17 protein-coding genes are annotated in these 23,339 nt (G+C 67.7%); 6 read left to right on the forward strand and 11 right to left on the reverse strand.

Annotated elements, in window-relative coordinates:
• Positions 1–41: 41 nt before the first annotated feature.
• Positions 42–1,580 (reverse strand): methyl-accepting chemotaxis protein, encoded by a 1,539-nt coding sequence (locus tag RQP53_RS07280; protein WP_315649556.1) that lies wholly within the window; start codon positions 1,578–1,580, stop codon positions 42–44.
• 227 nt (positions 1,581–1,807) lie between these two features.
• Here RQP53_RS07280 and ahr point away from each other — a divergent pair, with 227 nt between their 5' ends.
• Together ahr and RQP53_RS07290 are read left to right on the forward strand one after the other, a co-directional pair.
• Positions 1,808–2,830 (forward strand): NADPH-dependent aldehyde reductase Ahr, encoded by a 1,023-nt coding sequence (gene ahr / locus RQP53_RS07285; RefSeq protein ID WP_315649557.1) that lies wholly within the window; start codon positions 1,808–1,810, stop codon positions 2,828–2,830.
• Positions 2,831–2,983: 153 nt separating this feature from the next.
• Positions 2,984–3,880, forward strand: a complete 897-nt coding sequence (locus RQP53_RS07290; protein WP_315649558.1) for a hypothetical protein — start codon at positions 2,984–2,986, stop codon at positions 3,878–3,880.
• A gap of 23 nt (positions 3,881–3,903) precedes the next feature.
• Here the strand turns inward: RQP53_RS07290 and RQP53_RS07295 are convergent, their stop codons facing one another.
• Positions 3,904–5,172 carry a mechanosensitive ion channel family protein gene (locus RQP53_RS07295; RefSeq protein ID WP_315649559.1) on the reverse strand — a complete coding sequence of 423 codons (1,269 nt, stop codon included), beginning with the start codon at positions 5,170–5,172 and terminating at the stop codon, positions 3,904–3,906.
• A 197-nt stretch (positions 5,173–5,369) separates the two neighbouring features.
• Positions 5,370–6,305, reverse strand: a complete 936-nt coding sequence (locus RQP53_RS07300) for a histone deacetylase family protein (protein WP_315649560.1) — start codon at positions 6,303–6,305, stop codon at positions 5,370–5,372.
• 57 nt (positions 6,306–6,362) lie between these two features.
• On the opposite strand from RQP53_RS07300, the gene RQP53_RS07305 reads away from it, so the two are divergent.
• The 3 genes from RQP53_RS07305 to RQP53_RS07315 are packed head-to-tail and all read left to right on the forward strand — an operon-like array spanning position 6,363 to position 10,401.
• Entirely contained in the window at positions 6,363–7,301 is a 939-nt protein-coding gene (locus RQP53_RS07305) for an AAA family ATPase (RefSeq protein WP_315649561.1), read from the forward strand.
• Between the two features lie 8 nt (positions 7,302–7,309).
• On the forward strand, positions 7,310–8,338 hold the full coding sequence (locus RQP53_RS07310; RefSeq protein WP_315649562.1) for a DUF58 domain-containing protein: 1,029 nt from the start codon (positions 7,310–7,312) through the stop codon (positions 8,336–8,338).
• Positions 8,335–10,401: a transglutaminase TgpA family protein gene (locus tag RQP53_RS07315; RefSeq protein WP_315649563.1), complete on the forward strand. Its 2,067-nt coding sequence runs from the start codon at positions 8,335–8,337 to the stop codon at positions 10,399–10,401. The genes RQP53_RS07310 and RQP53_RS07315 overlap by 4 nt, the downstream gene beginning before the upstream one ends.
• On the opposite strand, the gene nagA is transcribed toward RQP53_RS07315, so the two are convergent.
• The 8 genes from nagA to RQP53_RS07355 form a co-directional block, all read right to left on the reverse strand.
• Positions 10,364–11,500 (reverse strand): N-acetylglucosamine-6-phosphate deacetylase, encoded by a 1,137-nt coding sequence (gene nagA / locus RQP53_RS07320; protein WP_315649564.1) that lies wholly within the window; start codon positions 11,498–11,500, stop codon positions 10,364–10,366. The genes RQP53_RS07315 and nagA overlap by 38 nt on opposite strands.
• 4 nt (positions 11,501–11,504) lie before the next feature.
• The gene (locus tag RQP53_RS07325) at positions 11,505–12,272 is read right to left on the reverse strand and encodes a DeoR family transcriptional regulator (RefSeq protein WP_315649565.1); all 768 of its coding nucleotides are present in this window, start codon (positions 12,270–12,272) and stop codon (positions 11,505–11,507) included.
• A gap of 47 nt (positions 12,273–12,319) precedes the next feature.
• Positions 12,320–13,630, reverse strand: a complete 1,311-nt coding sequence (locus tag RQP53_RS07330) for a D-tagatose-bisphosphate aldolase, class II, non-catalytic subunit (protein WP_315649566.1) — start codon at positions 13,628–13,630, stop codon at positions 12,320–12,322.
• A gap of 34 nt (positions 13,631–13,664) precedes the next feature.
• Positions 13,665–14,597, reverse strand: a complete 933-nt coding sequence (locus tag RQP53_RS07335; protein WP_315649567.1) for an ROK family protein — start codon at positions 14,595–14,597, stop codon at positions 13,665–13,667.
• 1 nt (position 14,598) lies between these two features.
• Complete coding sequence (locus RQP53_RS07340; protein WP_315649568.1) at positions 14,599–15,786, reverse strand: AgaS family sugar isomerase; 1,188 nt, start codon at positions 15,784–15,786, stop codon at positions 14,599–14,601.
• A gap of 84 nt (positions 15,787–15,870) precedes the next feature.
• Positions 15,871–16,857: an L-arabinose ABC transporter permease AraH gene (gene araH / locus RQP53_RS07345; RefSeq protein ID WP_315649569.1), complete on the reverse strand. Its 987-nt coding sequence runs from the start codon at positions 16,855–16,857 to the stop codon at positions 15,871–15,873.
• 5 nt (positions 16,858–16,862) lie between these two features.
• Complete coding sequence (araG, locus tag RQP53_RS07350) at positions 16,863–18,407, reverse strand: L-arabinose ABC transporter ATP-binding protein AraG (RefSeq protein ID WP_434064064.1); 1,545 nt, start codon at positions 18,405–18,407, stop codon at positions 16,863–16,865.
• 22 nt (positions 18,408–18,429) lie between these two features.
• Positions 18,430–19,446 (reverse strand): arabinose ABC transporter substrate-binding protein, encoded by a 1,017-nt coding sequence (locus RQP53_RS07355; RefSeq protein ID WP_315649571.1) that lies wholly within the window; start codon positions 19,444–19,446, stop codon positions 18,430–18,432.
• A 465-nt stretch (positions 19,447–19,911) separates the two neighbouring features.
• Between RQP53_RS07355 and RQP53_RS07360 the strand changes: the two genes are divergently transcribed.
• Positions 19,912–23,268 (forward strand): TIM-barrel domain-containing protein, encoded by a 3,357-nt coding sequence (locus tag RQP53_RS07360; protein ID WP_315649572.1) that lies wholly within the window; start codon positions 19,912–19,914, stop codon positions 23,266–23,268.
• Positions 23,269–23,339: the final 71 nt, after the last annotated feature.

The following is a 23,339-nucleotide window of genomic DNA, read 5'->3' on the forward strand; positions in this document are numbered from 1 at the left end:
CTCCTCCGCCGGGCACCCCGTCGCGGGGCCCCGCCAAGCGGCTACAGCACGAAAGAGCGGACGACCTCGTTCAGCTGCCGCGCCTGGTCTTGCAAGGAGCTGGCCGACGCCGTGCTCTGCTCGACCATGGCCGCGTTCTTCTGCGTCGAGTCGTCCATCTGCACAATGGCCTCGTTGACCTGCTCGATGCCCAGGCTCTGCTCTCGGCCCGAGGCGCTGATGGCCGCCACCACCTCACTGACCTGGCGGATGCTGGACACCACCTGCTGCATCGTCGCGCCGGCCTGCTCGACCATCTGGCTGCCCTTGTCGACCTGCTCCACCGAGTTGTCGATCAGCGACTTGATCTCCTTGGCCGCCACCGCGCTGCGCTGCGCGAGGCTGCGCACCTCGGCCGCGACCACGGCAAAGCCACGTCCATGCTCGCCCGCCCGGGCGGCCTCGACGGCGGCGTTCAGCGCCAGGATATTGGTCTGGAAGGCGATGCCATCGATGACGCTGATGATCTCGACGATGCGCTTCGAGGAGTCGGCGATCGAACTCATCGTCGCCACTACCTGTCCAACCACCTCGCCGCCCTGGCTGGCTACCGACGAGGCCTGCTGGGCCGAGGCATTGGCCTGCTGGGCGTTGTCGGCGCTGAGCTTGACGGCGGCAGTCAGCTGCTCCATCGCCGAGGCAGTTTGCTGCAGCGCGCTGGCCTGCTGCTCGGTGCGGGCCGACAAATCCATATTGCCCTGTGCGACCTGATGCGACGCTGTGGCGATCAGATCAGCGCCCGAGCGCACTTCGGAAACGATGCGATGCAGGCTGTTCACCATATGTTCCAGCGCGCCCAACAAGCGGCCCACTTCATCCTTGCTGCTGTGATCGATGCGGCAGGTCAGCTCGCCCTCGGCAACCGCCTCAGCCAGCGAGATCGCGTGGTCAATCGGCCGGGTAATCGAACGGGTGATGAAGATGGCCGTGCCCACACCCAGCAGCACGGCAAAGGCCGAGAACAGCACCATGCCAAAGCGACCGCGCTGGGTCGCCGCCTTGGCCTCGCTCACATCATCGGCCATGCCCTTCTCCTGGTGGGCGACCATCTTGTCGATCAGCGCGTAATAGCGCGGCTGCAGCGTCGCCATCTCACCTTGATAGACGGCCATCGCCTCCTCGCGCTTGCCTGCGCCCTGCAGCTCGAAGAACTTGCGCACCGCGGCACCATAGGCTTTGCGCGCCTCGGTCTGCTCGGCAAAGATGGCCTTGCTTTCGTCGGTGTGCAGCAGCTTCTCGAAGCGGGCGAAGTTCTCGGTGTTCTGTGCCCGCAGCGCCGCGTACTGATCGATATATTTCTTGGCTTCGTCAGCGCTGTTGGACAGCAGGATGCGGCCGATGGTGACGACACCCTTGTCGCCCACATCCTTGATGGCGCTGCTCAGGGCGATCTGGGCGTAGCGGTCATCAACGACCTGTTCCATCGTCACACTGACATGATTGAGCACTGTGATCCCAGCGGCCAGGCTGGCCAGCAGCAGGGCAATGACGATAGCAAAGGCAAGCCCCAGCCGCGTGCCAATACGCAGATTGTTCAACATCATCTTTTCCCCCTGTTTACCGGCTGCGGCTGCTGAGCCGCAGCGTGACGTCGAGCGTCACCCCCCATACTCTAGGGATATCTAACCACCAGGGGAACTGTCTGACCTTACAGCTTCCTGAGCGGCTGTACCCGCTGGCAGGCGCCGCCAAGGTGACAAAAGGCCAGCTCTGCCGAGCCTATGATCGGCAGTTGACGTTGCCGGCACCAGCGCTCCAGGAGTAGCAGATGAGTATCAACCGCCCGATCCATGCCTATGCCGCCCACAGTGCCGGCGCGCCCCTGCAGGCCTTCAGCTATGAACCCGGTCCGCTGGGCGACGACGAGATCGAGATCCGGGTGGAACACTGCGGCATCTGCCATTCCGATCTGGCGATGATCGATAGCGAATGGTTCCCGGCCAGCTACCCGGTCGTGCCCGGTCATGAGGTGGTAGGCATCATCACCGCGATGGGGCCACAGGCCCGCGGTCGCCAGATCGGCCAGCGCGTGGGGGTGGGCTGGCACAGCAACAGCTGCATGCACTGCAATTTCTGCCTGGGCGGCGAACAAAACCTCTGCGGCAAGCGCCAACCGACCATCGTCGGCCGCCACGGCGGCTTTGCCGACCGGCTGCGCGCCCACTGGAGCTGGGCCGTGCCCATCCCCGATGCACTGGACCCGGCGGCCGCCGGCCCGCTGATGTGCGGCGGTGGCACGGTATTCCTGCCCTTCGTCATCCACTCGATCAAGCCGACCGATCGGGTCGGCGTCGTCGGCATCGGCGGCCTGGGGCATATGGCCGTCAAGTTTGCCCGCGCCTGGGGCTGCGAGGTCACGGCCTTCACCTCGTCGCCATCAAAGCGCGAAGAAGCGCTGGCGCTGGGCGCGCACAAGGCCGTCTCCAGCGTCGAGCTGAAGGAGCTGAAGGCCGCCGCAGGCAGCCTGGACTTTCTGCTGATCACCGTCGGCGCCAGCCTGGAGTGGGACGCACTGCTCAACACCCTGGCGCCCAAGGGCCGCATGCATATGGTCGGCGTGGTGACCGACAAGATGGCGTTCAAGAGCGGCGGCCTGCTGTCCTGGCAGCGCAGCCTGTCGGCCTCGCCGACGCCGCCGCCCACGGTGCTGAGCAAGATGCTGGAATTCGCCGCACGGCACCAGATCCTGCCCCAGGTAGAGCGCTTCCCGATGAGCCGGGTCAACGAGGCGATCGAGCATTTGAGAAGCAACAAGGCCCGCTACCGGGTCGTGCTCGATGCCGACTTCTGAATCCCTCCGGTCGAGTGGCGTGACGATCAGGTTGTCACAAGCCTCTCGATAGAATTCTCCGCTTCTCGCTGCCGGTGCGCCCAAGACGCGCCGTGGCGATCATGGGTCGCCCCGCGAGCGCACCCGTTTCTGCGATATCTGGAGGGAATTCTGATGTACATCGACAAGAACCGCCTGCTGGCGGTCGGCGCCGCCGTGGCTGCCCTGACCTTGAGCGCCTGTGGCGGCGGCGGCGGCGGCGGCAGCGCCGAACCGACCCCTGGGCCAACGCCCGGCCCCGGCCCGATCGCCGCAACGCTGAGCAAGGACAACTACCTCGACGCCTTTGCGCTGGTCAGCTTGGCCGCAATGCGCCTGGATGCAGTCACCACGGTGATCGACGGCAGCTTCCGCGTCGTACTGAGCACCAACGACACGCCCGGCACCTACCCCTGCCCGCAAGGTGGTACGGTCAGTGTCGCTCGCATCGATGCAAACACTCGCAGTTTCAGTACCAACAACTGCAATCTGGGCGGCGTCATTGTGAACAGCGGCAAGCTGACCGCCGTTGGCGCCGGCGCGACCGTGGTCGGTGGCGTCAGCTACCTGGCCGGCGGCGATTTCACGGCCGACCAGCTGCGCTTCACCATCCCCGACGGCATCGTCGGAGAACAAACCTTGAGCGGCCAGATCAAGCTCAAGCGCAATGCCGACCTGACGCTCAGTGGCAGCGGCAATGCCACGGTGCTGCGCAACGGCCGCAGCGATGTCTACAAGGACATCATCGTCGCCACCAGCACGCCAGACAGCCATCACGACGTCAGCATCGATACGCTGAACTTCACACTGGACACGCCGCGCTTCCCGGTGCAGCTGAACGTGAAGGCTGGCGCCACGCTGGCCACAGTAAGCGCCCCGGATGGCGCGCAGCTGCGCGTCGACACCAACGCCAAGGACGACAGCATCAAGCTGGAGCTGCGTCAGAGCGCCACCGCCTCGCCTTCGCTGACGACGACGCTCAAGGCCGCTGAACAAACAGTGCTTGACGCCTTCAGCCGCGTACTGAAGTAAGCCTACCCAGTCGCGCCGCGCCCTCAGCCGGCGCGCTGGTGCAGCACCCGCTGCGGAAACGGAATCTCGACGCCTAGCTCGGTCAGCCGGCGCAGGATGGCGAGGTTCACATCGGAGCGCACGCCGCCCTGGCCGTTGTGCGGATCGGCGATCCAGAACACCACGGTCAGCTCCAGGCCATCGGCGGCGAAATTGCTCAGCTGCACCGAGGGCTCTGGCGTCGCCAGCACGCGCGGCACGGCGCTCACCACCTCGACCAGCGCCGCCATCACCGCCTCGACGTCGCTGCCATAGGCGATCTGCACGACCGTGGTCAGCAGCACCTGCGGATCGGCCAGCGAGGAGTTCTCGACCCGCTGCGTGATCAGCAGCTCGTTCGGGATGATGGCCTCACGGCCATTCAGCGCGCGAACCACCGTGTAGCGAGTCTTGATGTCGGAGATGCGGCCCTCGAAATTGTCGACCTTGACCATATCGCCGATGCGCAGGCTGCGTTCGGCCAGGATGACGAAGCCGCTGATGTAGTTGGCCGCCAGCTTCTGCAAGCCAAAGCCGATGCCGACGCCCAGCGCGCCGCCGAGCACGCCCAAGGCGGTCAGGTCGATGCCGGCCGCGGTCAGCGCGAACAGCAGGCCCAGAAAGAGCAGCACCGCGCGGGTCAGATTGACCGCGATCTTGCGCAGCGACAGATCGGTGGTCGCATTGCGCAGCAGCCGCGCCTCGATCACCGAGGACAGCCACAGCGCCAGCACCAGCACGAAGACGGCAGTCAGACCGCCCTCGATCATCGCCCGCAGCGTGACATGGCTGGCGCCGATCTTGAACTCGATGTTCTCGAACTCCTCCATGATGGCCGGCAGGATGCCGGTGATCCACAGGATGGAGCCGCCCCAGGCCAGCCAGGACACGCTGCGCTCGAGGAACTTCACCCAGCGCGAGTCCGGCATCACCGCACGCAACACCTTGGCACTGAGCCGTATCGCCACCAGGGCAGACAGCACCGGGATGATCAGCTTGAAGACCAGCACCTTCATGCCCAGCAGCGGCATCAGCCGCCGCGCCCCGAAAGCCAGCAGCAGGGCCAGCACCGGGAACAGCACGCCGTCAACCACATGCTGACCGAACAGCACCGAGCCATGGCGCTGCATCACCACCCGCTGCAGCCGTGACACGACCAGCCAGGACAGCGCCATGCAGGCCACCAGCAGGCCCAGCTCCATCAGGGCGGTAGGTTTCAGAAAGGACGCCAGCAGCGCCAGCAGATCGTCAAAGCCGAGGGAGGATTGATTCATTCGAAAACGATCAGGCCGCGCAAAGCGCGGCCGGCAATAGCCAGAACAGGTATTTGCAGGCTGTTGAAAAACGTCGCGAGGACGGCCAGATGCTAGGCGCGCGGCGCACAGGAACCGCAACGTACGCCCTGTACGTGAGGATTCCGAGCACCGCGCAACGACACAGATGGTCGCCGCAGTAGTTTTGCAATAGTCTGCTAGACGCCGGCCAGCACGCGCAGATGCGTCCCCACGCTGCGCGCCAGCGCCCCCAGATGGTAGCCGCCCTCCAGGCAGGAGACGATGCGGCCGCGCGCATGGCGTTCGGCGATGGCCTTGATGCGCATCGTCATCCACTCGTAATCGGCCTCGACCAGACCGAGCTGGCCGAGGTCGTCCTCGCGATGGGCATCAAAGCCGGCCGAGATGAAGATCATCTCCGGCTTGAAGGCTTCCAGTGCCGGCATCCACATCGCTTCGATCATTTCGCGGATCTCGGCGCCACGGGTGTAGGCCGGAATCGGCACATTGACCATGTTCTCGCCCTTGGGCACCGCGCCGCTATAGGGATAGAGCGGGTGCTGGAAGATGCTGACCATCAGCACGCGCTCGTCGCCGGCCAGGATGTCCTCGGTGCCGTTGCCGTGGTGCACATCGAAGTCAACCACCGCCACCCGCTTCAGGCCACGCACATCGAGCGCATGGCGGGCCGCAATCGCCACATTGTTGAAGAAGCAAAAACCCATGCTCTGGTCGCGCGTCGCATGGTGGCCGGGCGGCCGCACCGAGCAGAAGGCGTTCTCGGCCTGACCGTCCAGCACCAGATCGGTGGCCCGTACTGCGGCCCCGGCGGCACGCAGCGCGGCCGACCAGGTGTAGGGATTGGCAATGGTGTCCGGGTCGATGGCCTTGCACTCGCCGCTGGCGGCCAAGGCCTCCAGCTGATCGCGGACCTCGGCGACATAGCCATGGGTATGCGCCAGCTCGATATCGGTGATGCGCGCCGCCGGCGCCTCATGGTGATCCAGCGCGATGTCCAGGCCATTGGCGATCAGCCAGTCGCTGATCGCATCCAGGCGCTGCGGGCACTCGGGATGGCCGGCGCCCATATCGTGGCGGCGGCAATCGGGGTGGCTCAGAAAGGCGGTCGACATGGGCGCGCTTGTCTCCATCGTTATCGTCTGCGCTTTTGCGCTATGGTGCAGGACATCATGCAGGACACCGACACCAGCGCGCTGCTGCAGCAGCTTCGACACCAGATTAGCACGATCATCAAGGGCAAAACGGCACAGATCGACGACTGTCTGACCTGCCTCATGGCCGGCGGCCATTTGCTGATCGAAGACCAGCCCGGTGTCGGCAAAACCACCTTGGCGCACGCGCTGGCGCTGTCGCTGGGCCTGCAATGGGCCCGCGTGCAGTTCACCGCCGACCTGATGCCCTCGGACCTGCTCGGCGTCAGCATCTATGCCCGCGCCGCCGACGGCAGCGGCAGCTTCCAGTTCCACCCCGGGCCGGTGTTCGCCCAGGTCTTGCTGGCCGACGAGATCAACCGCGCCGGGCCACGCACGCAGAGCGCCCTGCTGGAAGCGATGGAAGAGCGCCAGGTCAGCGCCGATGGCCGGCGCCACGCGCTGCCCGAGCCCTTTTTCGTGATCGCCACCCAAAATCCCAGCGATCAGCTCGGCACCCATGCCCTGCCGGAGTCGCAGCTGGACCGCTTTCTGATGTGCATCAGCCTGGGCCTGCCCGACCACGCCGCCGAGCGCGAGCTGCTGACCGGCATCGACAGCCGCGAGCTGCTGCGCCGCCTGCAGCCGGTGATGCAGCCCGAGCAGCTGCTCGCCGTGCAAGCGGCGGTGCAGCGCGTGCATGTGGCCCCGGCCTTGCTGGACTATCTGCAGGCGCTGCTGGCGGCCACCCGCTCGGGCCAGTGGTTTGTTCAGGGCCTGAGCCCGCGCGCCGGCCTGGCACTGCTGCGTGCGGCACGGGCACGGGCGCTGCTGCAAGGGCGCGGCCATGTCTCGCCCGACGATCTGCAGGCCATCTTGCCGCAGTGCATTGCCCACCGGCTGACGCCGCGCGCCGGCAGCGGCCGTGGCGCACGCGAGCAGGTCCGCGCGATGGTCGAAGCCATCGCCCTGCCCTGAGCCTCAAGATGCCACTGCAGGCCTGGCGCCAGCGTGCGCGAGATCGGTGGCGGGCCTGGTGGCAGGCCCGGCATCCGCGCAGCGATGCGCATCTGATGACGCAGCGCAATCTCTACATCCTGCCCACACGGCCGGGCCTGTTCTTCTGCCTGACCCTCCTGGTGCTGCTGCTGGCCTCGATCAACGAGCAGCTGAGCCTGGGCTTCGCGCTCAGCTTCATTCTGGCGGGAGCAGGTTTTGCCTCGATGCACGCCACCCATGCGGTCTTGCGCGGCCTGCGGCTGACGCTGCAAGCGCCGGCCGCAGGGCAGGCCGGCAGCGAGCTGCCGCTGCAGATCCAGCTGCACAACGAGGCCGCGGCGCGCTGGGGCATAGGGCTCAGGGTGCTCGGCGCGAGCGAAGCACAAATCGCCTGGACCGATGTACCGGCCGGCGGCCATGCCCAGCTGCAGCTGCGCCTGCCCGCGCTGCCGCGCGGCCATCACCCGCTGCCGGTGCTGCAAATCGAAACCCGCTTTCCGCTCGGGCTGTTCCGCGCCTGGAGCGTCTGGCGCCCGGCCAGCGCGGTGTGGGTCTATCCGCTGCCCGAGGCGCCCTGCCCGGCCTGGCCGGCGCAGCCTGGCAACAGCCAGCGCGGCCCGGCCCGGCTCCAGGCCGCGGGCGGCGACGATGAAGACGACATCCGCCCCTACCGCCCCGGTGACGCGCCTCAGCGCATTCTCTGGCGCAAGGCCGCCCAGGGCGACGGGCAGGCCGACAGCCTGCTGGTGCGCGAACCGCGCCGCCAGAGCCATGCGGAATTGCAGTTCACTTGGGCCCACAGCGCCGGCCGGCCGCTGGAATCGCGACTCTCAAGGCTGTCCGCCTGGCTGATACGCGCCGAGGCCGAGCAGCAGCGCTATGGGCTGGATTTGCCGGCCGGTCTGTTTGACGGCGGCGAAGCGCTGCAGCTGGCCAGCGCCACCGGCCCGGCCCATCTGGACGCCTGCCTGCGCGCGCTGGCCCGCGTCAGCACCGGGGCGGGAGCGCCGCCATGAGGCTACCCCTGCTGAGCGCCTTGGCCCGCCTGCCCCGCGAGGCGCGCGACACCCTGTTCCTGCTCGCCGCGCTGGCCGCCACCGCCTTGCCCCATATCAGCCACCTGCCGCTGTGGTGCAGCGCGCTGACGGCCGCCGTGCTGCTCTGGCGCGGCCGGCTGGCCTGGCGCGGCGCGCCGCTGCCGGGCCGGCGCAGCCTGCTGCTGGTGCTGCTGCTGACCCTGGTGGCGGGCTGGGCCAGCCACCGCAGCCTGTTCGGGCGCGAGGCCGGCATCACGCTGCTGGTCGTGCTGATGGCGCTGAAAACGCTGGAGCTGCACGCGCGGCGCGACGCCTTCGTCGTCTTCTTTCTCGGCTTCTTCCTGGTGCTGACGCAGTACTTCTACTCGCAGTCGCTGCTGACCGCGCTGTGGTCTCTGGCCTGCGTCTGGGCACTGCTGAGCGCCCTGGTGCTGGCGCAGATGCCGGTGGGCCAGCCGCACCTGGCCCTGGCGGCACGGCAGGCGCTGCGTACCACGCTGTGGGGGCTGCCCATCATGGTGCTGCTGTTCCTGCTGTTCCCGCGCATCGGGCCGCTGTGGGGCCTGCCCAGCGATGCCATCGGCCGCACCGGCTTGAGCGACAAGCTGCAGTTCGGCGCGATGAGCGAAATCGCCAACGACGACAGCATCGCGCTGCGCCTGCGCTTCGAGGGCGCGCGGCCGCCCGGCGCCCAGCTCTATCTGCGCGGGCCGGTGCTGAGCCAGTTCGATGGCAAGACCTGGCTGCCGCGCAGCGACAAGGGCACAGCGATTGGCATGCCCGAGGCGGCGCGGCTGGCCGTCAAGCCCGAGGGCGAGCCGCTGCGCTATGAGATGACGCTGGAGCCGCTGCGCCTGCCGCTGCTGCCGGTGCTGGAGCTGGGCGCCGAGGCCCCGGGCAGCCCGCTGCAGATCGACGAGCTGACGTTGACGCGCGACCGCGAGCTGGTCTGGCAGGCCGACAGGCCCATCACCGAGCGGCTGCGCCTGCGCCAGCGCGCCTGGCTGCAGTCCAGCAGCGGCGTGGGCGCCCGGCCTGGCGATCTGGCGCCCTATCTGCAGCTGCCCGCCGGCCTCAACCCGCGGCTGCTGGACTGGGCCCGGACGCTGCGCGACACCAAGTTCAGCGGCGATCAGCAGGCCGGCGCCGAGCAGCTCGCGGGCGCGCTGCTGGACCATATCCGCCATGGCGACTTCATCTACACGCTGGCCCCGGGCCGCTATGGCGAAGTCACGCCCCATGCGCTGGACGAATTCTGGTTCGACCGCCGGCTGGGCTTTTGCGAGCACTATGCCAGCGCCTTTGTGATCGCCATGCGAGCCATGGGCGTGCCCAGCCGCCTGGTCAGCGGCTTCCAGGGGGCCGATGCCGAGCTGCAGGACGGCGATGTCGTCGTGCGCCAATCCCAAGCCCATGCCTGGGCCGAGTACTGGGCACCGGGCCTGGGTTGGCGGCGCGCCGACCCGACCGCGGCGGTGGCGCCCGAGCGGGTGCTGCGGGGTCAGGTCTTGCGCCCACCGCCCGGCCTGCTGGCCGGCGCGCTGGGCCAGGTCGACCCGCAGCTGTGGACGCGCCTGCGCGGCGCCTGGGAGACACTGGACCACCGCTGGCAGCAATGGGTGCTCAACTATTCGCGTGGCGACCAGTTCCGGCTGCTGGAGCAACTCGGCTGGCAGCAAGCCGACTGGCAGGCGCTCGGCCAGGCCAGCGCGGCGGTGATAGCAGCGCTGGCCAGCGCCGCTGCGCTGTGGTCGGCCTGGAGCAGCCGCCCGCACGACGACTGGAGCCGCCAGCGTGCCTTCATCGTGCGCCGGCTGCGCCGTCTGGGCCTGCCGGCCGAGCCGCATCAGGGGCCGCGGCAATGGACGGAGATGCTCAGGCTGCAATATGGCGATCGTGCAGCGGCTTTGGCCGCACTGCTGCTGGCGCTGGACGCCGAGCGCTACGGCCCAGCCGCTGCGCCAGCACCCCGCTGGGGCTGGGGCTGGCGCTGGCGGCGTATGTTCAGGCAGGCACTGCGTCAGGCTCGAACGCCGGACTGATCGCCTCGCCCTCGATGAACACCTCGCTGACCTGCATCTCGCTGTCCAGCACCACCAGATCGGCCCACTGGCCGACGGCGATCTGGCCACGATCGGCCAGGCCCAGATAGCGCGCCGGATTGCGCGACAGCCGGTTCGAGGCATCGGCCAGATCCAGCCCCAGGCTGAGCAGATTGCGCAGCGCCTGGTCCATGGTCAGCGCGCTGCCGGCCAGGCCGCCGTCAGCCAGGCGCACGCCGCCCAGGCATTTGCAGACCATCTGCGAGCCCAGCGGGTAATTGCCATCGGGCATATCGGTCGCCGCGGTGGCATCGGTGACGCAGTAGAGCTCCGGAATCGCCCGCAGCGCCGCCCGGATCGCGCCGGGATGCACATGCAGCAGATCGGGAATCAGCTCGGCATGGCGGGCATGGGCCAGCGCTGCGCCGACCATGCCTGGCTCGTAATGATTGAGCCCGCGCATTGCATTGAACAAATGGGTGAAGCCGGCCGCGCCGGCCCGCAGCGCCGCCACGCCGTCCTCATAGCTGCCCAGCGTGTGGCCGACCTGCGGCCGCACACCCAACTGCGCCAGCTCGGTGATGATGTCCAGATGGCGCGCCACTTCCGGCGCGATGGTGACCACCTTGATCGGCGCGATCGCCATGTACTCGCGCAGCAGCGCCATCGTCGCTGCGCAGACCTGGCCCGGCTGCGCGCCGAGCTTACCGGGGCTCAGGAACGGCCCTTCCAGATGCACGCCGAGCAGCCGCGCCGCGCCGCTCGCACGCTCGGCGCAGGCGCTGGCCAGGCCGGCCAGCGCGTGGCGGATGTCGCCGTCGGGCGCCGTCATCGTCGTGCCCAGCATGGCCGTCGTGCCATGGCGGGCATGGGCGCGGGCGACCTGCTGGGCCGCATCGCCGCCCTCCATGATGTCGACACCGAGACCGCCATGCACATGCAGATCGATGAAGCCGGGCAGGATGATGGGCAGCTCGGCGCTGGCGCTACTCGATGCGCTCGCATCGGCTTCGATGCTCAGCAGCCGGCTGTCAAAGCGCAGGCTGCCGCCGACCCATCCCGTGCTCGTCAGGATGCGGCCTTTGAGGGTACGGCTCATGGTGTCAGTCGACCAAAATCAGTTCAATGCCCAGGCGCTGCAGGCCTTCGCGGTATTCGGCGCTGATGCCGCCATCGGTGATCACCGCCTGGACACGGTCCAGGCCGATGATGCGATGCAGGCTGACGCGGCCGAACTTGGACGAATCGGTCAGCACCACGGTGCGGCGCGAGCGCTCGACCATTTTGCGATTCAGGCTGGCCTCGCGCTCGCTGTGCGTGGTGATGCCGAACTGCAGGTCAAAGCCGTCGACGCCGAGAAACAGCTTGTCGAAGCTGTAGGCGGCCAGGCTGGCTTCGGCCTGGCTGCCCTGGAAGGACAGCGACTGCTTGCGCAGCACGCCGCCGGTCAGCATCACCTGCACGCCTTCGGCCTCGGCCAGCTCGGAGACGATGTTCAGGCCGTTGGTCATCACCGTCAGGTCCTGGCGATCGCGCAGATAACGGGCCAGTTGGTGGGTCGTGGTGCCGGAGTCGATGATGATGTTGTCGCCCGGCGTGATCATCTCGGCCGCACGGGCGCCGATGCGCTCCTTCAGCGTCGGGTTGAGCGAATCGCGCTGGCGGATGTCCTGCTCGGGCAGGGTCTGGCGGCGGAAGAAGGCGCCGCCGTAATTGCGCGTCACCAGGCCCTGGCCCTCAAAGTGATCCAGGTCGTGGCGGATGGTGACGGCCGAAACGCCCATCATCTCGACCAGATCGGACACCTGCACGCTGCCCTGCTCCATCAGCAGTTTCAGGATCTGTTCACGGCGCTGGCTGGTGTTTCTCATGATGACTCGGGTCCCGGCGGAAGCCGCGACTTTACCCGCGCCGGCGCTCATGAGGGAGCTCCTTCGTGACGATTGTGCTGGCAGGCCCGCGCATAGCGGCCGAGCAGCTGGCCGACCCGGTGCTCGGCCAGCGCCCGCGCCCGAGGCAAGAGCTGCCCCTGTACCACCGCCTCATGCTGCTCGGGCAGGTACTGGCTGAGCAGTGGCAGCGGAATCTGCACGCCGTCCAGATTAGCGAGCAGGCGCTGCAAGGCGGCCTGCACCTCGGCATCGGCCCAGTAATAACGGCAGCGATCGCTGAGCGAGAACTGGCGCAGCAGGCGCTGCTGGGCGGCATCGCCGCCGTAGTACTTCTGCCAGTGGCCGGGCTGGGCCAGCATGCGCCGCTCCAGCACGGCCGGCAGATCGGCCCGGGCCTCGGGCGGCAGCAGCTGGGCCTCGATGGCCGACAGCGCAAACCAGGCCTCGCGCAGCGCAAAAGTCACCGCCGGGCCGACCTTCAGGATGGCGAAGTGATCGTGCACCAGGCGATGCAGCGCCGCCTCGGTCTGGTAGTCGGTCGAATGGGCCTCAAACACCATGCCGGGCAGCTCGGTGCGGCCAAATTCGGCCAGGGCCGCGGCCTGCTCGGGCCGGTAATGCAGCACGGCGCTGTGGTCGAAGTCGACACCGGGCTGCACCACCAGGGCCAGCACCCGCGGCCAGGCCGCGCCCACACCGGCGCGCTCGAAGGCCTCGCGATGCACGGCCACCGTGCGCGCCGCGGCGGCAACCGCGGTCACGGCAATGCCGCTGGCCCCGCTGCCCTCGCCGGTCTCGCCGCCCGGCACCGGCACCTCGGTGCCGATCACATAGACCGGCGCCGGCCGCCCGGCGCGCCTTGCGGCCGCCTCGGCCACAGCGCAGAGCTGGGCCGAGCGCACGGCGATGGTGTCGTCGCTGAGCACGGCCGGGTCATCAGCACAGCGCATGCTGCAATCCAGATGGATTTTTTCGAAGCCGGCCTCGACATAGGCGGCAATCAGATCGCGGGCATGGCCCATCGCCGCCTCGGCCGGCAGGCTTTGCCAGGCATTGGGGCCCAGGTGGTCACCGCCCAGGGCCAGGCGCTCGGCGGCCAAGCCACGGGCTGCCGCCAGGCCCAGCACCCAGTCGCGGAATAGCGCCGGCTGCATGCCGGTGTAGCCGCCGAACTGATCGACCTGGTTGGAGGTCGATTCGATCAGCAGGCCGCTGCCATGGGCCAGGGCCACATCGATGGCGGCATTCAGCACATGCTCATTGGCCGAGCAGACGCTGTACACGCCCACGCTGTGGCCCGCTTTGTGCGCGGCAATGGTGTCAAGAATCCAGGACATTGAATCAGCTCTCCAGCGAGCGCAAGGAAGGGAGTCAGTCGGCCAGCAGCAGCGCCGCCCCCCGGGTGCCGGCCGCATCGCCGTACAGCGGCGGCAGGATGGGCGGTGCCTTGAAGGCGCCGAACAGATGGTTGGCGATCGCTGCCGGCAGGGCCTCGTACAGCAAGCCCAGTTGCGACAGCCCACCGCCCAGCACGATGACCTCGGGGTCCAGCGCCAGCACCAGGCTGGCCAGGCCGTAGCCGAGCAGATCGAGGTAACAGGCCAGCGTGCGGGTGGCCAGTGCATCGCCGGATTCGGCCAGCGCCACGATGCGTGGCACCTGCGCCTCGGGCTCGGCCGCTGAGCCAGCGATGTGCTGATACAGCCGCGCCATGCCGCGCCCGGACACATAGCATTCCAGGCAGCCCATCAGCCCGCAGCCGCACAGCCAGACGGGCAGCTCATGGCGCAGCGCCAGCTTGGCCGGCAGCGACCAATGGCCCCACTCGCCGGCCACGCCCTGGCGCCCGGCGTTGAGCCGGCCCTCGCGGCAGAAACCGCCGCCGGCACCGGTGCCGAGGATGGCGCCGAACATGCTGCGGTAGCCCGCCGCCGCCCCACCATGCGCCTCGGACAGCGCAAAGCACTGGCAGTCGTTGCCGAAGGCGATGCGGCGATCCAGGCGCGCCGCCAGCGTCGTCTGCGCCGGCTGGCCGCGCAGTGCCGGCACATTGCTGCTCAGCTGCAAGCCGGTCTGCGGATCGGCCAGGCCCGGCAGGCCGATGCCCAGCGGCGCGCACTGGCCGAGCTGCGCATCGGCCTCATCGACCAGGCCGCACAGCGCGGCGCAAAAGGCCTCAAAGCTCTCGCTCGGCGTGGCGATCCGTTTGCGCCACAGCGGCTGCAGCGCCGTGTCGTAGGCGACCAGCTCGATCTTGCTGCCGCCGACATCGATGCCGTAGCTGGTCTGCTGCAAACCGGGCATTTCAGCCTCCTGCCAGCGGGTAGATCGTGACACCCTGGACGACGCGGTTGACCGTGCCGCTGGGGAAGGGATTGTCCGGCGTGCAGCCCAGCGCCATCGAGCGCTGCAAGGCCACCTGCTGGGCCAGCAGCAGCCACAGCGGCGCCAGCCAGGCCTCGGGGAAGCTGGCACAGGGGCCGGTGGCGAAGATCAGGTCGTCGGCATCGGCCGGCGCGTCATGGGTCCACAGCGGCTGCGTGCTGATCGCCAGCACCCGGCCGGCCACCTGGTCGCGGCGCAGCTCGGCCAGCAGGTCCAGCTGATAACGGCGTGCATGGGCGTCATTGCCGAAGAACAGCAGCACCACGCTGTGCGGGTTCAACACCGCCTTGGGGCCATGGCGGAAGCCAAGGAAGCTGTCGGCAAAGGCAGTCACGCGGCCGGCGGTCAGCTCCAGCATCTTGAGCGCGCCCTCGCGGGCCAGCGCCTCCAGCGGGCCGTCGCCCAGCAGCACCAGGCGCGAGAATGGCTGCTCGGCCAGCGCCGCCAGCGGCTGCGCCGATTGCTGCAGCAGCTGCTCGCCGGCCTCGGCCAGCTGCGTGAGGCGCTGCAGCCGCGGCGCCCAGGGTTCGCGGCCCAGCACCGTCAGCGCGGCCAGCAGCATCGAGGAGAAGCTGCTGGTCATCGCAAAACCGCGGTCGCAGGTGCCCGCCGGCATCAGCAGATTGAAGCTGTCGGCGCGGCCCTGGCTGCCGCTGTAGAGCTCGCCCTCGGCATTGCAGGTGATGTTCAGAAAGCCGCTGTGGCCAACCTGACCGCGCAGCAGCTCGACGGCCGCCAGACTCTCCGGGCTGTTGCCGCTGCGGGCAAAGGAGATCAGCAGCGTCGGCCGCTCGCGACGCAGGTACAGCGCCGGCTGGGTCAGGAGGCTGGTGGTGGCGATGGCGCGCACCTCGGCCGGCCACTGGCAATTGATCTCATCGGCGACGACCTGGCCGATATAGGCCGAGCTGCCGGCGCCGGTCAGGATGATCAAGGCATCGGGCGAGCTGAGCCAGGGCTGCAGGAACTCGCTGACCGCGGCCTGTTGCTGCTGCAGCTCGGTGGCCAGCTGGCGCCACACCCGCGGCTGGCTCAGCACCTCCTCGGCCGTTGCCAGGCCCTCGGCCTGCTGCCAATCGGAGCTGCTGCGTGTCAGAAGAATGCTCATGAATTTTGCGGTCTGAGTGTTTGATTGTGCGGGCGCGCCACAGTGCGCGAGCGCAGGTACGGGGTTTGCAGGCAGGGGCCGCCTTCAGTGCGGCTGGCGGCCCTGCTTGAGTTGATCCAGCGTGACGGCGATCAGCAAGATGCCGCCGCGCACCACGTATTGGTAGAAGGCATCGATATTGAGCAGGTTCATCGCGTTCTGCACCGTGCCCATGATCAGCACGCCAATCAGCATGCCGAAGATCGAGGCCTTGCCGCCCATCAGCGAAACGCCGCCGAGCACGCAGGCCGAGATCACATTCAGCTCGAAGCCGCTGCCGGCATTGGGCTGGCCACTGGTGATGCGCGAGGCCAGCACCACACCGGCCAGTGCCGCCACCAGGCCCTGGATCAGGAAGATCTGCACCCGCAGCCGCGCCACCGGAATGCCGGCCAGGCGCGCGGCCTCGGGATTGCCGCCGATGGCCAGCGTGTTGCGGCCATAGACGGTCTTGTTCAGCAGCACGCCAAAGACCAGCACGCAAAGGGCTGTCAGCCAGACCGGCGCCGGCACGCCCAGCCAGAAGGCGCTGCCCAGCTCGAAGAATTCATCGCGGGCGATGCCCACCGCCTGGCCGCCGGAGGCGATGAAGGCCAGTCCGCGAACGATTTCCATCGTCGCCAGCGTGGCGATCAGCGCATTGATGCGCAGCCGCGCAATCAGCGTGCCATTGATCCAGCCGATCACCGCGCCGGCGGCCAGCGCCGCGGCCACACCGAGCACGATGGAATCGCTGCGGTTGATGACCACCGCGCAGAGCACGCCGGCCAGGGCCACCGTCGAGCCAATCGAGAGATCGAAGTCGCGCGAGGCCAGGCAGAAGGTCATGGCGCAGGCCACCATGCCGATCTGCGAGACCGACAGCGCCAGGCCGATCATGTTGGGCAGGGTCAGGAAATAGTCGACCGTCAGGCCCAGGCCGGCGAACAGGGCCAGAAAGACCAGGGTCAGGCTGTGCGCGTCCAGCAGCGCGCGAAAGTTCTTGTTCATAGGTCTCGTTCTTGTGTTTGTTGTTGCTGCGGGCCTGCCCATGGGCCTCAGGCCGCGGCCAGCTCCACCGTGCTCATCGGCAGGGGCTGGGCCGCTGGCGGCGCTTCGCCGGCCGGGAAGGCCAGCTGCAGCACGGCCGCCTCGCTGGCCTGCTCGCGCGCCAGCGTGCCGACGATCTCGCCCTCACGCATCACCACGATGCGGTCGGCCAGGCCCAGCACCTCGGGCAACTCGCTGGAGATGATGATCACCGTCACGCCCTGGTCGGCCAGGCCGTGCAGCACCTCATAAATCTCGCGCTTGGCGCCGATGTCGATGCCGCGGGTCGGCTCGTCGATGATCAGCACGCGCAAGGCCTGCTCCGACAACCAGCGCGCCAGCAGCGCCTTCTGCTGGTTGCCGCCGGACAGGCGCTGAATCTCCTGCTCCGGGCCACTGCAGCGGATGCGCAGCCGCTTGATGAAGCGCTCGGCCATCTCGGCCTCGGCCGCTTCGTCGACAAAGCCCCAGCGCGCGCTGTGCCGGCGGCTGGAGATGTTGATGTTTTCGGCCACCGAGCGGCAGCCAACGATGCCGTCTTCCTTGCGATCCTCGGAGCAGAACATCAGCCCGGCGGCAATGCTGCGCCCGACCTCGCCGGCCAGCGGCTGCCCATCCAGCAGCACCTGGCCCTGCAGCCGCGTATCGGCACCGTAGACGGCACGCAGCAGCTCGCTGCGCCCGGCGCCGACCAGGCCGAAGAACCCGAGGATCTCGCCATGCCGCGCCTCAAAGCTGGCCGGCGACTTCATCCGCGCGCTGTGCAGGCCGCTGACCTGCAATCGCACCGCGCCTTGCGGCCGCGGCGCCCAGCCGTAGACATCGCTGATCTCGCGGCCGACCATGGCCTGCACCAGCGCATCGCGGCCTATGCCCTGCAGGCTGTCGAACTCGGCGACGCTGCGGCCATCGCGCAGCACGGTGGCGCTGTCGCAGAGCGCGAAGATCTCGTCCATCCGGTGCGACACATAGACCAGCGCCTTGCCCGCGGCCCGCAGCTCGCGCACCAGGCGGAACAGCTGTTCGGCCTCGCGGTGCGAGAGCGAGCTGGTCGGCTCGTCCAGCGCGATCACGCGTGCATCGCGCAGCAAGGCCTTGCAGATCTCGACCATTTGGCGCTGGCCGGTGGACAGGTCCTTCAGCCGGGCAGCAAGGTCCATGGGCACTCCCATGGCCTGCAAACGCGCAGCGATCTCGCGCACCGCCGTGGCGCTGCGCACAAAGCCAAAGCGCTGCGGCAGCCGGCCCAGCAGCAGGTTCTCGAACACCGTCATCTCGGGCACGTACTGCAGCTCCTGATGGATGACGGCCACGCCGGCCGCCAGCGCATCGGCAGCGCTGTGATAACGCTGCGGCTGCCCGTCCAACAGCAGCTCGCCGCCGTCGGCCTGCAAGTCGCCGCTGAGTATCTTCAAGAGCGTGCTCTTGCCGGCGCCGTTCTCGCCCATCAGCGCGTGAACACGCCCAGGCCGCAGGCACAGCGAGACGCCGTCCAGCGCACGCACGCCGGGGAACTGCTTGGCGATCTGGCGGAATTCGAGCTGGCTCATCACAAGGCTTTCGCAGGCAGGAGGCTCAGAGGCCCAGACGGGCACGGACCTGTTTGACGTTGCCGCGATCAGCCACCTCGCCGGAGGTCAGCGTCAGCGGCGCCGGCGCGCGGCCTTCGACGATCCACTGGTACATGGCCAGTGCGGTGTCATAGCCGTGGCGGCGCGGGCTGATCATCACGGTCGAGGCAAAGCCGGTCAGCTCGCTCTTGGCGAATTCGTTCATGGCCGCGGCGCTGCCGCCAATGCCCACGCCCACCAGCCGGTCCGCGCGCAAGCCCTTGCCCTCGCCGGCCCGCACGGCGCCAAGCACCGCCTCGTCGTTCGGGCCAAAGGCAATCCACTGCTTGAACTGCGGCTTTTGCGTCAGCACCGAGCTGGACGCATTGAAGGCGTTCTCGGTATCGGCCTTGGGCATGGGCGCATTGAAGATATTGGCAGCCGGCAGACCGGCCTTGATCAGCACCGCGCTGGCGCCGTCGGTGCGTTCCTTGGAGGTGGCCAGCTGGTCGTAGGTGACGCGGATGGCGCCCACCTCGGCCAGCTTCCAGCCGCGCTTCTTGACCTCGGCCAGCAGCGCCTCGCCGACCTGTTCGCCAATGCCCTTGGCCGAGATGCCGACATGAGGGACGGCCTCCATCACCGCACCGGCGCCGTTGACCAGACGGTCGTCAACCGTCAACAGCTTCAGACCTGCTTGCCGTGCCCGCGCCACCAGGGCCGGGCCCAGCTTCACATCGGGCACGCAGACCACCATGCCCTGCACGCGCTGGGCGGCCAGGTTGTCGATGGCGGCCAGCAGCTTGTCGCCATCCTGCGCGGCGATCTTGACCAGCTTGAAGCCCTTCTCCTTGGCGGCCATCTCGGCAAAGCGCCACTCGTCCTGGAACCAGGATTCATCAGGCTGCTTGATCACGAAACCGATCTTGACCTCTTCGGCCGCCAGCGCCAGCGGCGCGCTCAGCACGCCAGCCAGACCGATCAGACTGCCCAGCAAGCCCTGCTGCAGGCGACGACGCGCCAGCTTGAATTCCGCACTCATGTCTCTTCCTCTTGGTTTTGTTTGGCAGCGTGGCCAGATGGACGATGGGCCGCAATCAACGGTTGATTGCAGGATTGATCGGCACTTGCTCGAACTCGCGCCCCGATCAGACTGCGTCCAGGGCGGCTTGCCAAGCGAATCGCCAGACACAGATTCCGCTCAGCGATGTATCCGGCCAACGATGTAAAACGAAAGACAACGAACTGAAGTTTAGCAATGGAATGATTTTTTTCGCAAGCTTTCTTTCGTTTCTTTCCGAAGTCAAAACTTAACTAGGTATTTCCTCTAGATGTTTTCTTGTCATCACAAGGAACACAATTCAAACCCAAGGGAAATTACCGGTGTTCCTGCCGTCGTTTTGGCCAACATCGCAGCAAATCGAAAGTTTGCGCAAATATTTCCAAACAAACGAAAGATAAGCTCAAAGGCCTGGTGCCGGCGAGCGCAGCAGGAGCAGTCAACGCCATGAAGCCCAAGATCCACCATGCCCTGGCCCTCAGCCTGCTGGCCTGCCAGTTGCCGCTTGTGGCGGCGACCATGCCGGCCCTGAAGCAGCTGACGCCGGTGGCCGCGCCCGAGGTGGCCGCGCAATGGGACTTGAGCACCCAAGGCAAGGCGCGCGTGCGCCTGCAACTGCTGCAGGACGGCCTGTTCCGCATCTGGGCCAGCCCGAGCAGCGAGTTCAGCGGCGCCGGCGACAAGGCCGCGTCCATCGTCTTGCCGCTGGCCCCAGGCAAGGTCGAGCACCAGTTCAGCGATGCCGGCGATCACCACCTGCTGCGCACGAACAAGTTCGCGCTGCGCATCTACAAGAAGCCGCTGCGCTTTGCGCTCTACAAGGCCGACAACCAGACCCTGCTGTGGCGCGAGCTGCAAGGCCTGGACCTGAGCGACAAGCTCAGCGTACAGACGCTGTCCAGCCAAAAGGACGAGCGCTTCTTCGGCGGCGGCCAGCAGAACGGCCGCTTCGAGTTCAAGGGCAAGCAGCTGGAGGTGTCCTACTCCGGCGGCTGGGAAGAAGGCGACCGGCCCAGCCCGGCGCCCTTTCTGATGAGCTCGCGCGGCTGGGGCATGCTGCGCAACACCTGGAGCAATGGCAGCTACGACCTGCGCCAGCCCGAGCTGATCTCCTTGCAGCACCAGGAAGGCCGCTTCGATGCCTATTACTTCGTCGGCGACTCGATCAAGGACGTGCTGGCCGGCTACACCCAGCTGACCGGCCGCGCCAAGCTGCTGCCTCGCTGGGCCTATGAATACGGCGATGCCGACTGCTACAACGACGGCGACAACATCAAGAAGCCGGGCACCGTGCCCAAGGGCTGGAACGACGGCCCGAGCGGCACCACGCCCGACGTCATCAACTCGGTGGCCAAGAAGTACCGCGAGCACGATATGCCCGGCGGCTGGATCCTGCCCAACGATGGCTATGGCTGCGGCTATACCGATCTGCCCCGCGTTGTGAAGGAGCTGCAGCAGCTGGGTTTCAAGACCGGCCTGTGGACCGAGAACGGTGTCGACAAGATCAGCTGGGAAGTCGGCAGCGCCGGCACCCGCGCGCAAAAGCTCGACGTCGCCTGGACCGGCAAGGGCTACCAGTTCGCGCTCGATGCCAATCAATCGGCCTACAACGGCATCCTGAACAACTCCGATGCCCGCCCCTTCCTCTGGACGGTGATGGGCTGGGCCGGCATCCAACGCTATGCGGTGACGTGGACCGGCGACCAGAGCAGCAGCTGGGACTACATCCGCTGGCACATCCCGACGCTGATCGGCTCGGCGCTGTCCGGGCAGGTCTATGCCAGCGGCGATGTCGATGCCATCTTTGGCGGCAGCCCCGAGACCTTCACCCGCGACCTGCAGTGGAAGACCTTCACGCCGGTGCTGATGGGCATGAGCGGCTGGGCCGAGGGCGCGCGCAAGCACCCCTGGTGGTACGACGAACCCTATCGCAGCATCAACCGCAAATACCTGAAGCTGAAGATGCGGCTGATGCCCTATATGTACACCCTGGCCCAGGAGGCCGAGGCCAGCGGCGCGCCCATCGTGCGCGGCCTGATGTGGGACCACCCCGAGGACGCCAGCGCCTTCACCGAAGCGCATAAATACCAGTTCCTGCTCGGCCGCGATCTGCTGGTCGCGCCGGTCTACCGCAGCCAGGCTGCCAGCCAGGGCTGGCGCAAGAGCATCTACCTGCCTGAGGGCAAGTGGTTTGAATACTGGGACGGCCGTCAGGTCGAGGCCGTCAAGAACGGCCAGCAGATCGATCTGCAGGTCAGCCTGGACAAGCTGCCCGTCTTTGTGCGCGCCGGCGCCATCCTGCCGATGTACCCCGAAATGCTGTTCGACGGCGAAAAGCCCAAGGACCAGCTGACCCTGGACCTCTACCCTCATGGCAGCTCCAGCTACACGCTGTATGAAGACGATGGCCTGACCCGCCAGTACGCCAACGGCCAGCACAGCCGCCAGCTGATCACCATGCAGGCGCCGACGGCGGGCAGCGGCGCCATCGATGGTGACATCAGCGTGCAGGTCGGCGCCGTCGAGGGCGAGTACGCCGGCCAGGAAGCGCAGCGCAGCCTGGCGCTGCAGTTGCACAGCCACGCGGCGCCCACGGCCGTCGAGCTCGGGGGTCAGGTCTTGCCTCAGCTGGCCGACCGCGCAGGCTTTGAGGCCGCCAGCCAGGGCTGGTTCTATGACGCCAGCGCCCAGCTGGGCACCGTCTTCGTCAAGACGGCCAAGCGCAATATCCGCCAGGCCAGCAGCTTCACGATCCGCTTTGCCGCCGGAACTGCGCAGACGATCAGCAGCGACTTCCCCGCCGCGCCGGCCGCCGGCCGCGAGGTGCCGACAGATGCGATCACCGTCGTCAACCGCCCGGCCGAGGAGCCCGGCCACGGCATCGAGCGCGCCTTCGACGGCAAGCCCGACACCTGGTTCCGCACCTCGCGCAACCAGGCCATGCGCGCCGGCCCGCACGAATGGGTGCTGGGCCTGGGCGAGCGCCGGCTGATCGACGGCATCGAACTCGCACCGCGCAACGACAAGAACTGGAAGTACGGTCAGATCCGCGACTACGAGATCTACCTGGGCGACAACAACGGCGACTGGGGCACCCCGGCCGCGAAGGGCAGACTGGCCCTGCAGGAAGGCAAGCAGACGATCAGCTTCAAGCCCGCCGCCGGCCGCCTGCTGCGCTTCCGCGTGCTGTCCACCCACAACCCGGACGGCGAGGAAAGCGCCGGTGCCGATCCGATGGTCACGGCGGCCAATGCGCCGGCAGGCGCTGCCAAGGCCTACAACGCTTTTGCCACCAGCGATGTCGAGCCCATCGTGTTGTCGGAATTCCATGTGCTGGAGCACCGCGGCAGCGACAAGCCCGAGCAGCTGCGCTATCTGTCCGAGCTACCGCTGGCCCTGCCGGCCAGCAAGGACAAGCCCGCCAGCGGCGCCCGCGAGATGCGCATGAATGGCCTGCAGTTCCACAAGGGCCTGGGCGTCGGAGCTAGCAGCCGCATTGATCTGAAGCTGCAGGGCGACTGGTCGCTGTTCCGCGCCGATCTGGGCATCGACGACAGTTGCCGCGCCAACGGCGGTCTGCAGTTCCAGGTCTGGGCCGATGGCCGCCTGATCTACGACAGCGGCCTGGTGCAGGCACCGGCCGTCGTCAAGCCCGAGCTGGATTTGCGCGGCATCGGCCAGCTGAGCCTGCGCACACTGGGGGCGCGCGGCAGCGCAGCAGCCAAGGTGTGCGCCAACTGGGCCAATGCCGCGCTGAGCGGGGCTGACGATGCACGCCTTGAACTGATGCGGCCCGGCCGTTAACCGCGCAGCGACACAGGCGCACTTTTCCACTCCATACCAACGCGTCCCACCCGGGTTGCAGCGCCGCTGTG

This window comes from Roseateles aquae (genome assembly GCF_032337115.1).
Taxonomy (GTDB): Bacteria; Pseudomonadota; Gammaproteobacteria; order Burkholderiales; family Burkholderiaceae_C; genus Roseateles_C; species Roseateles_C aquae.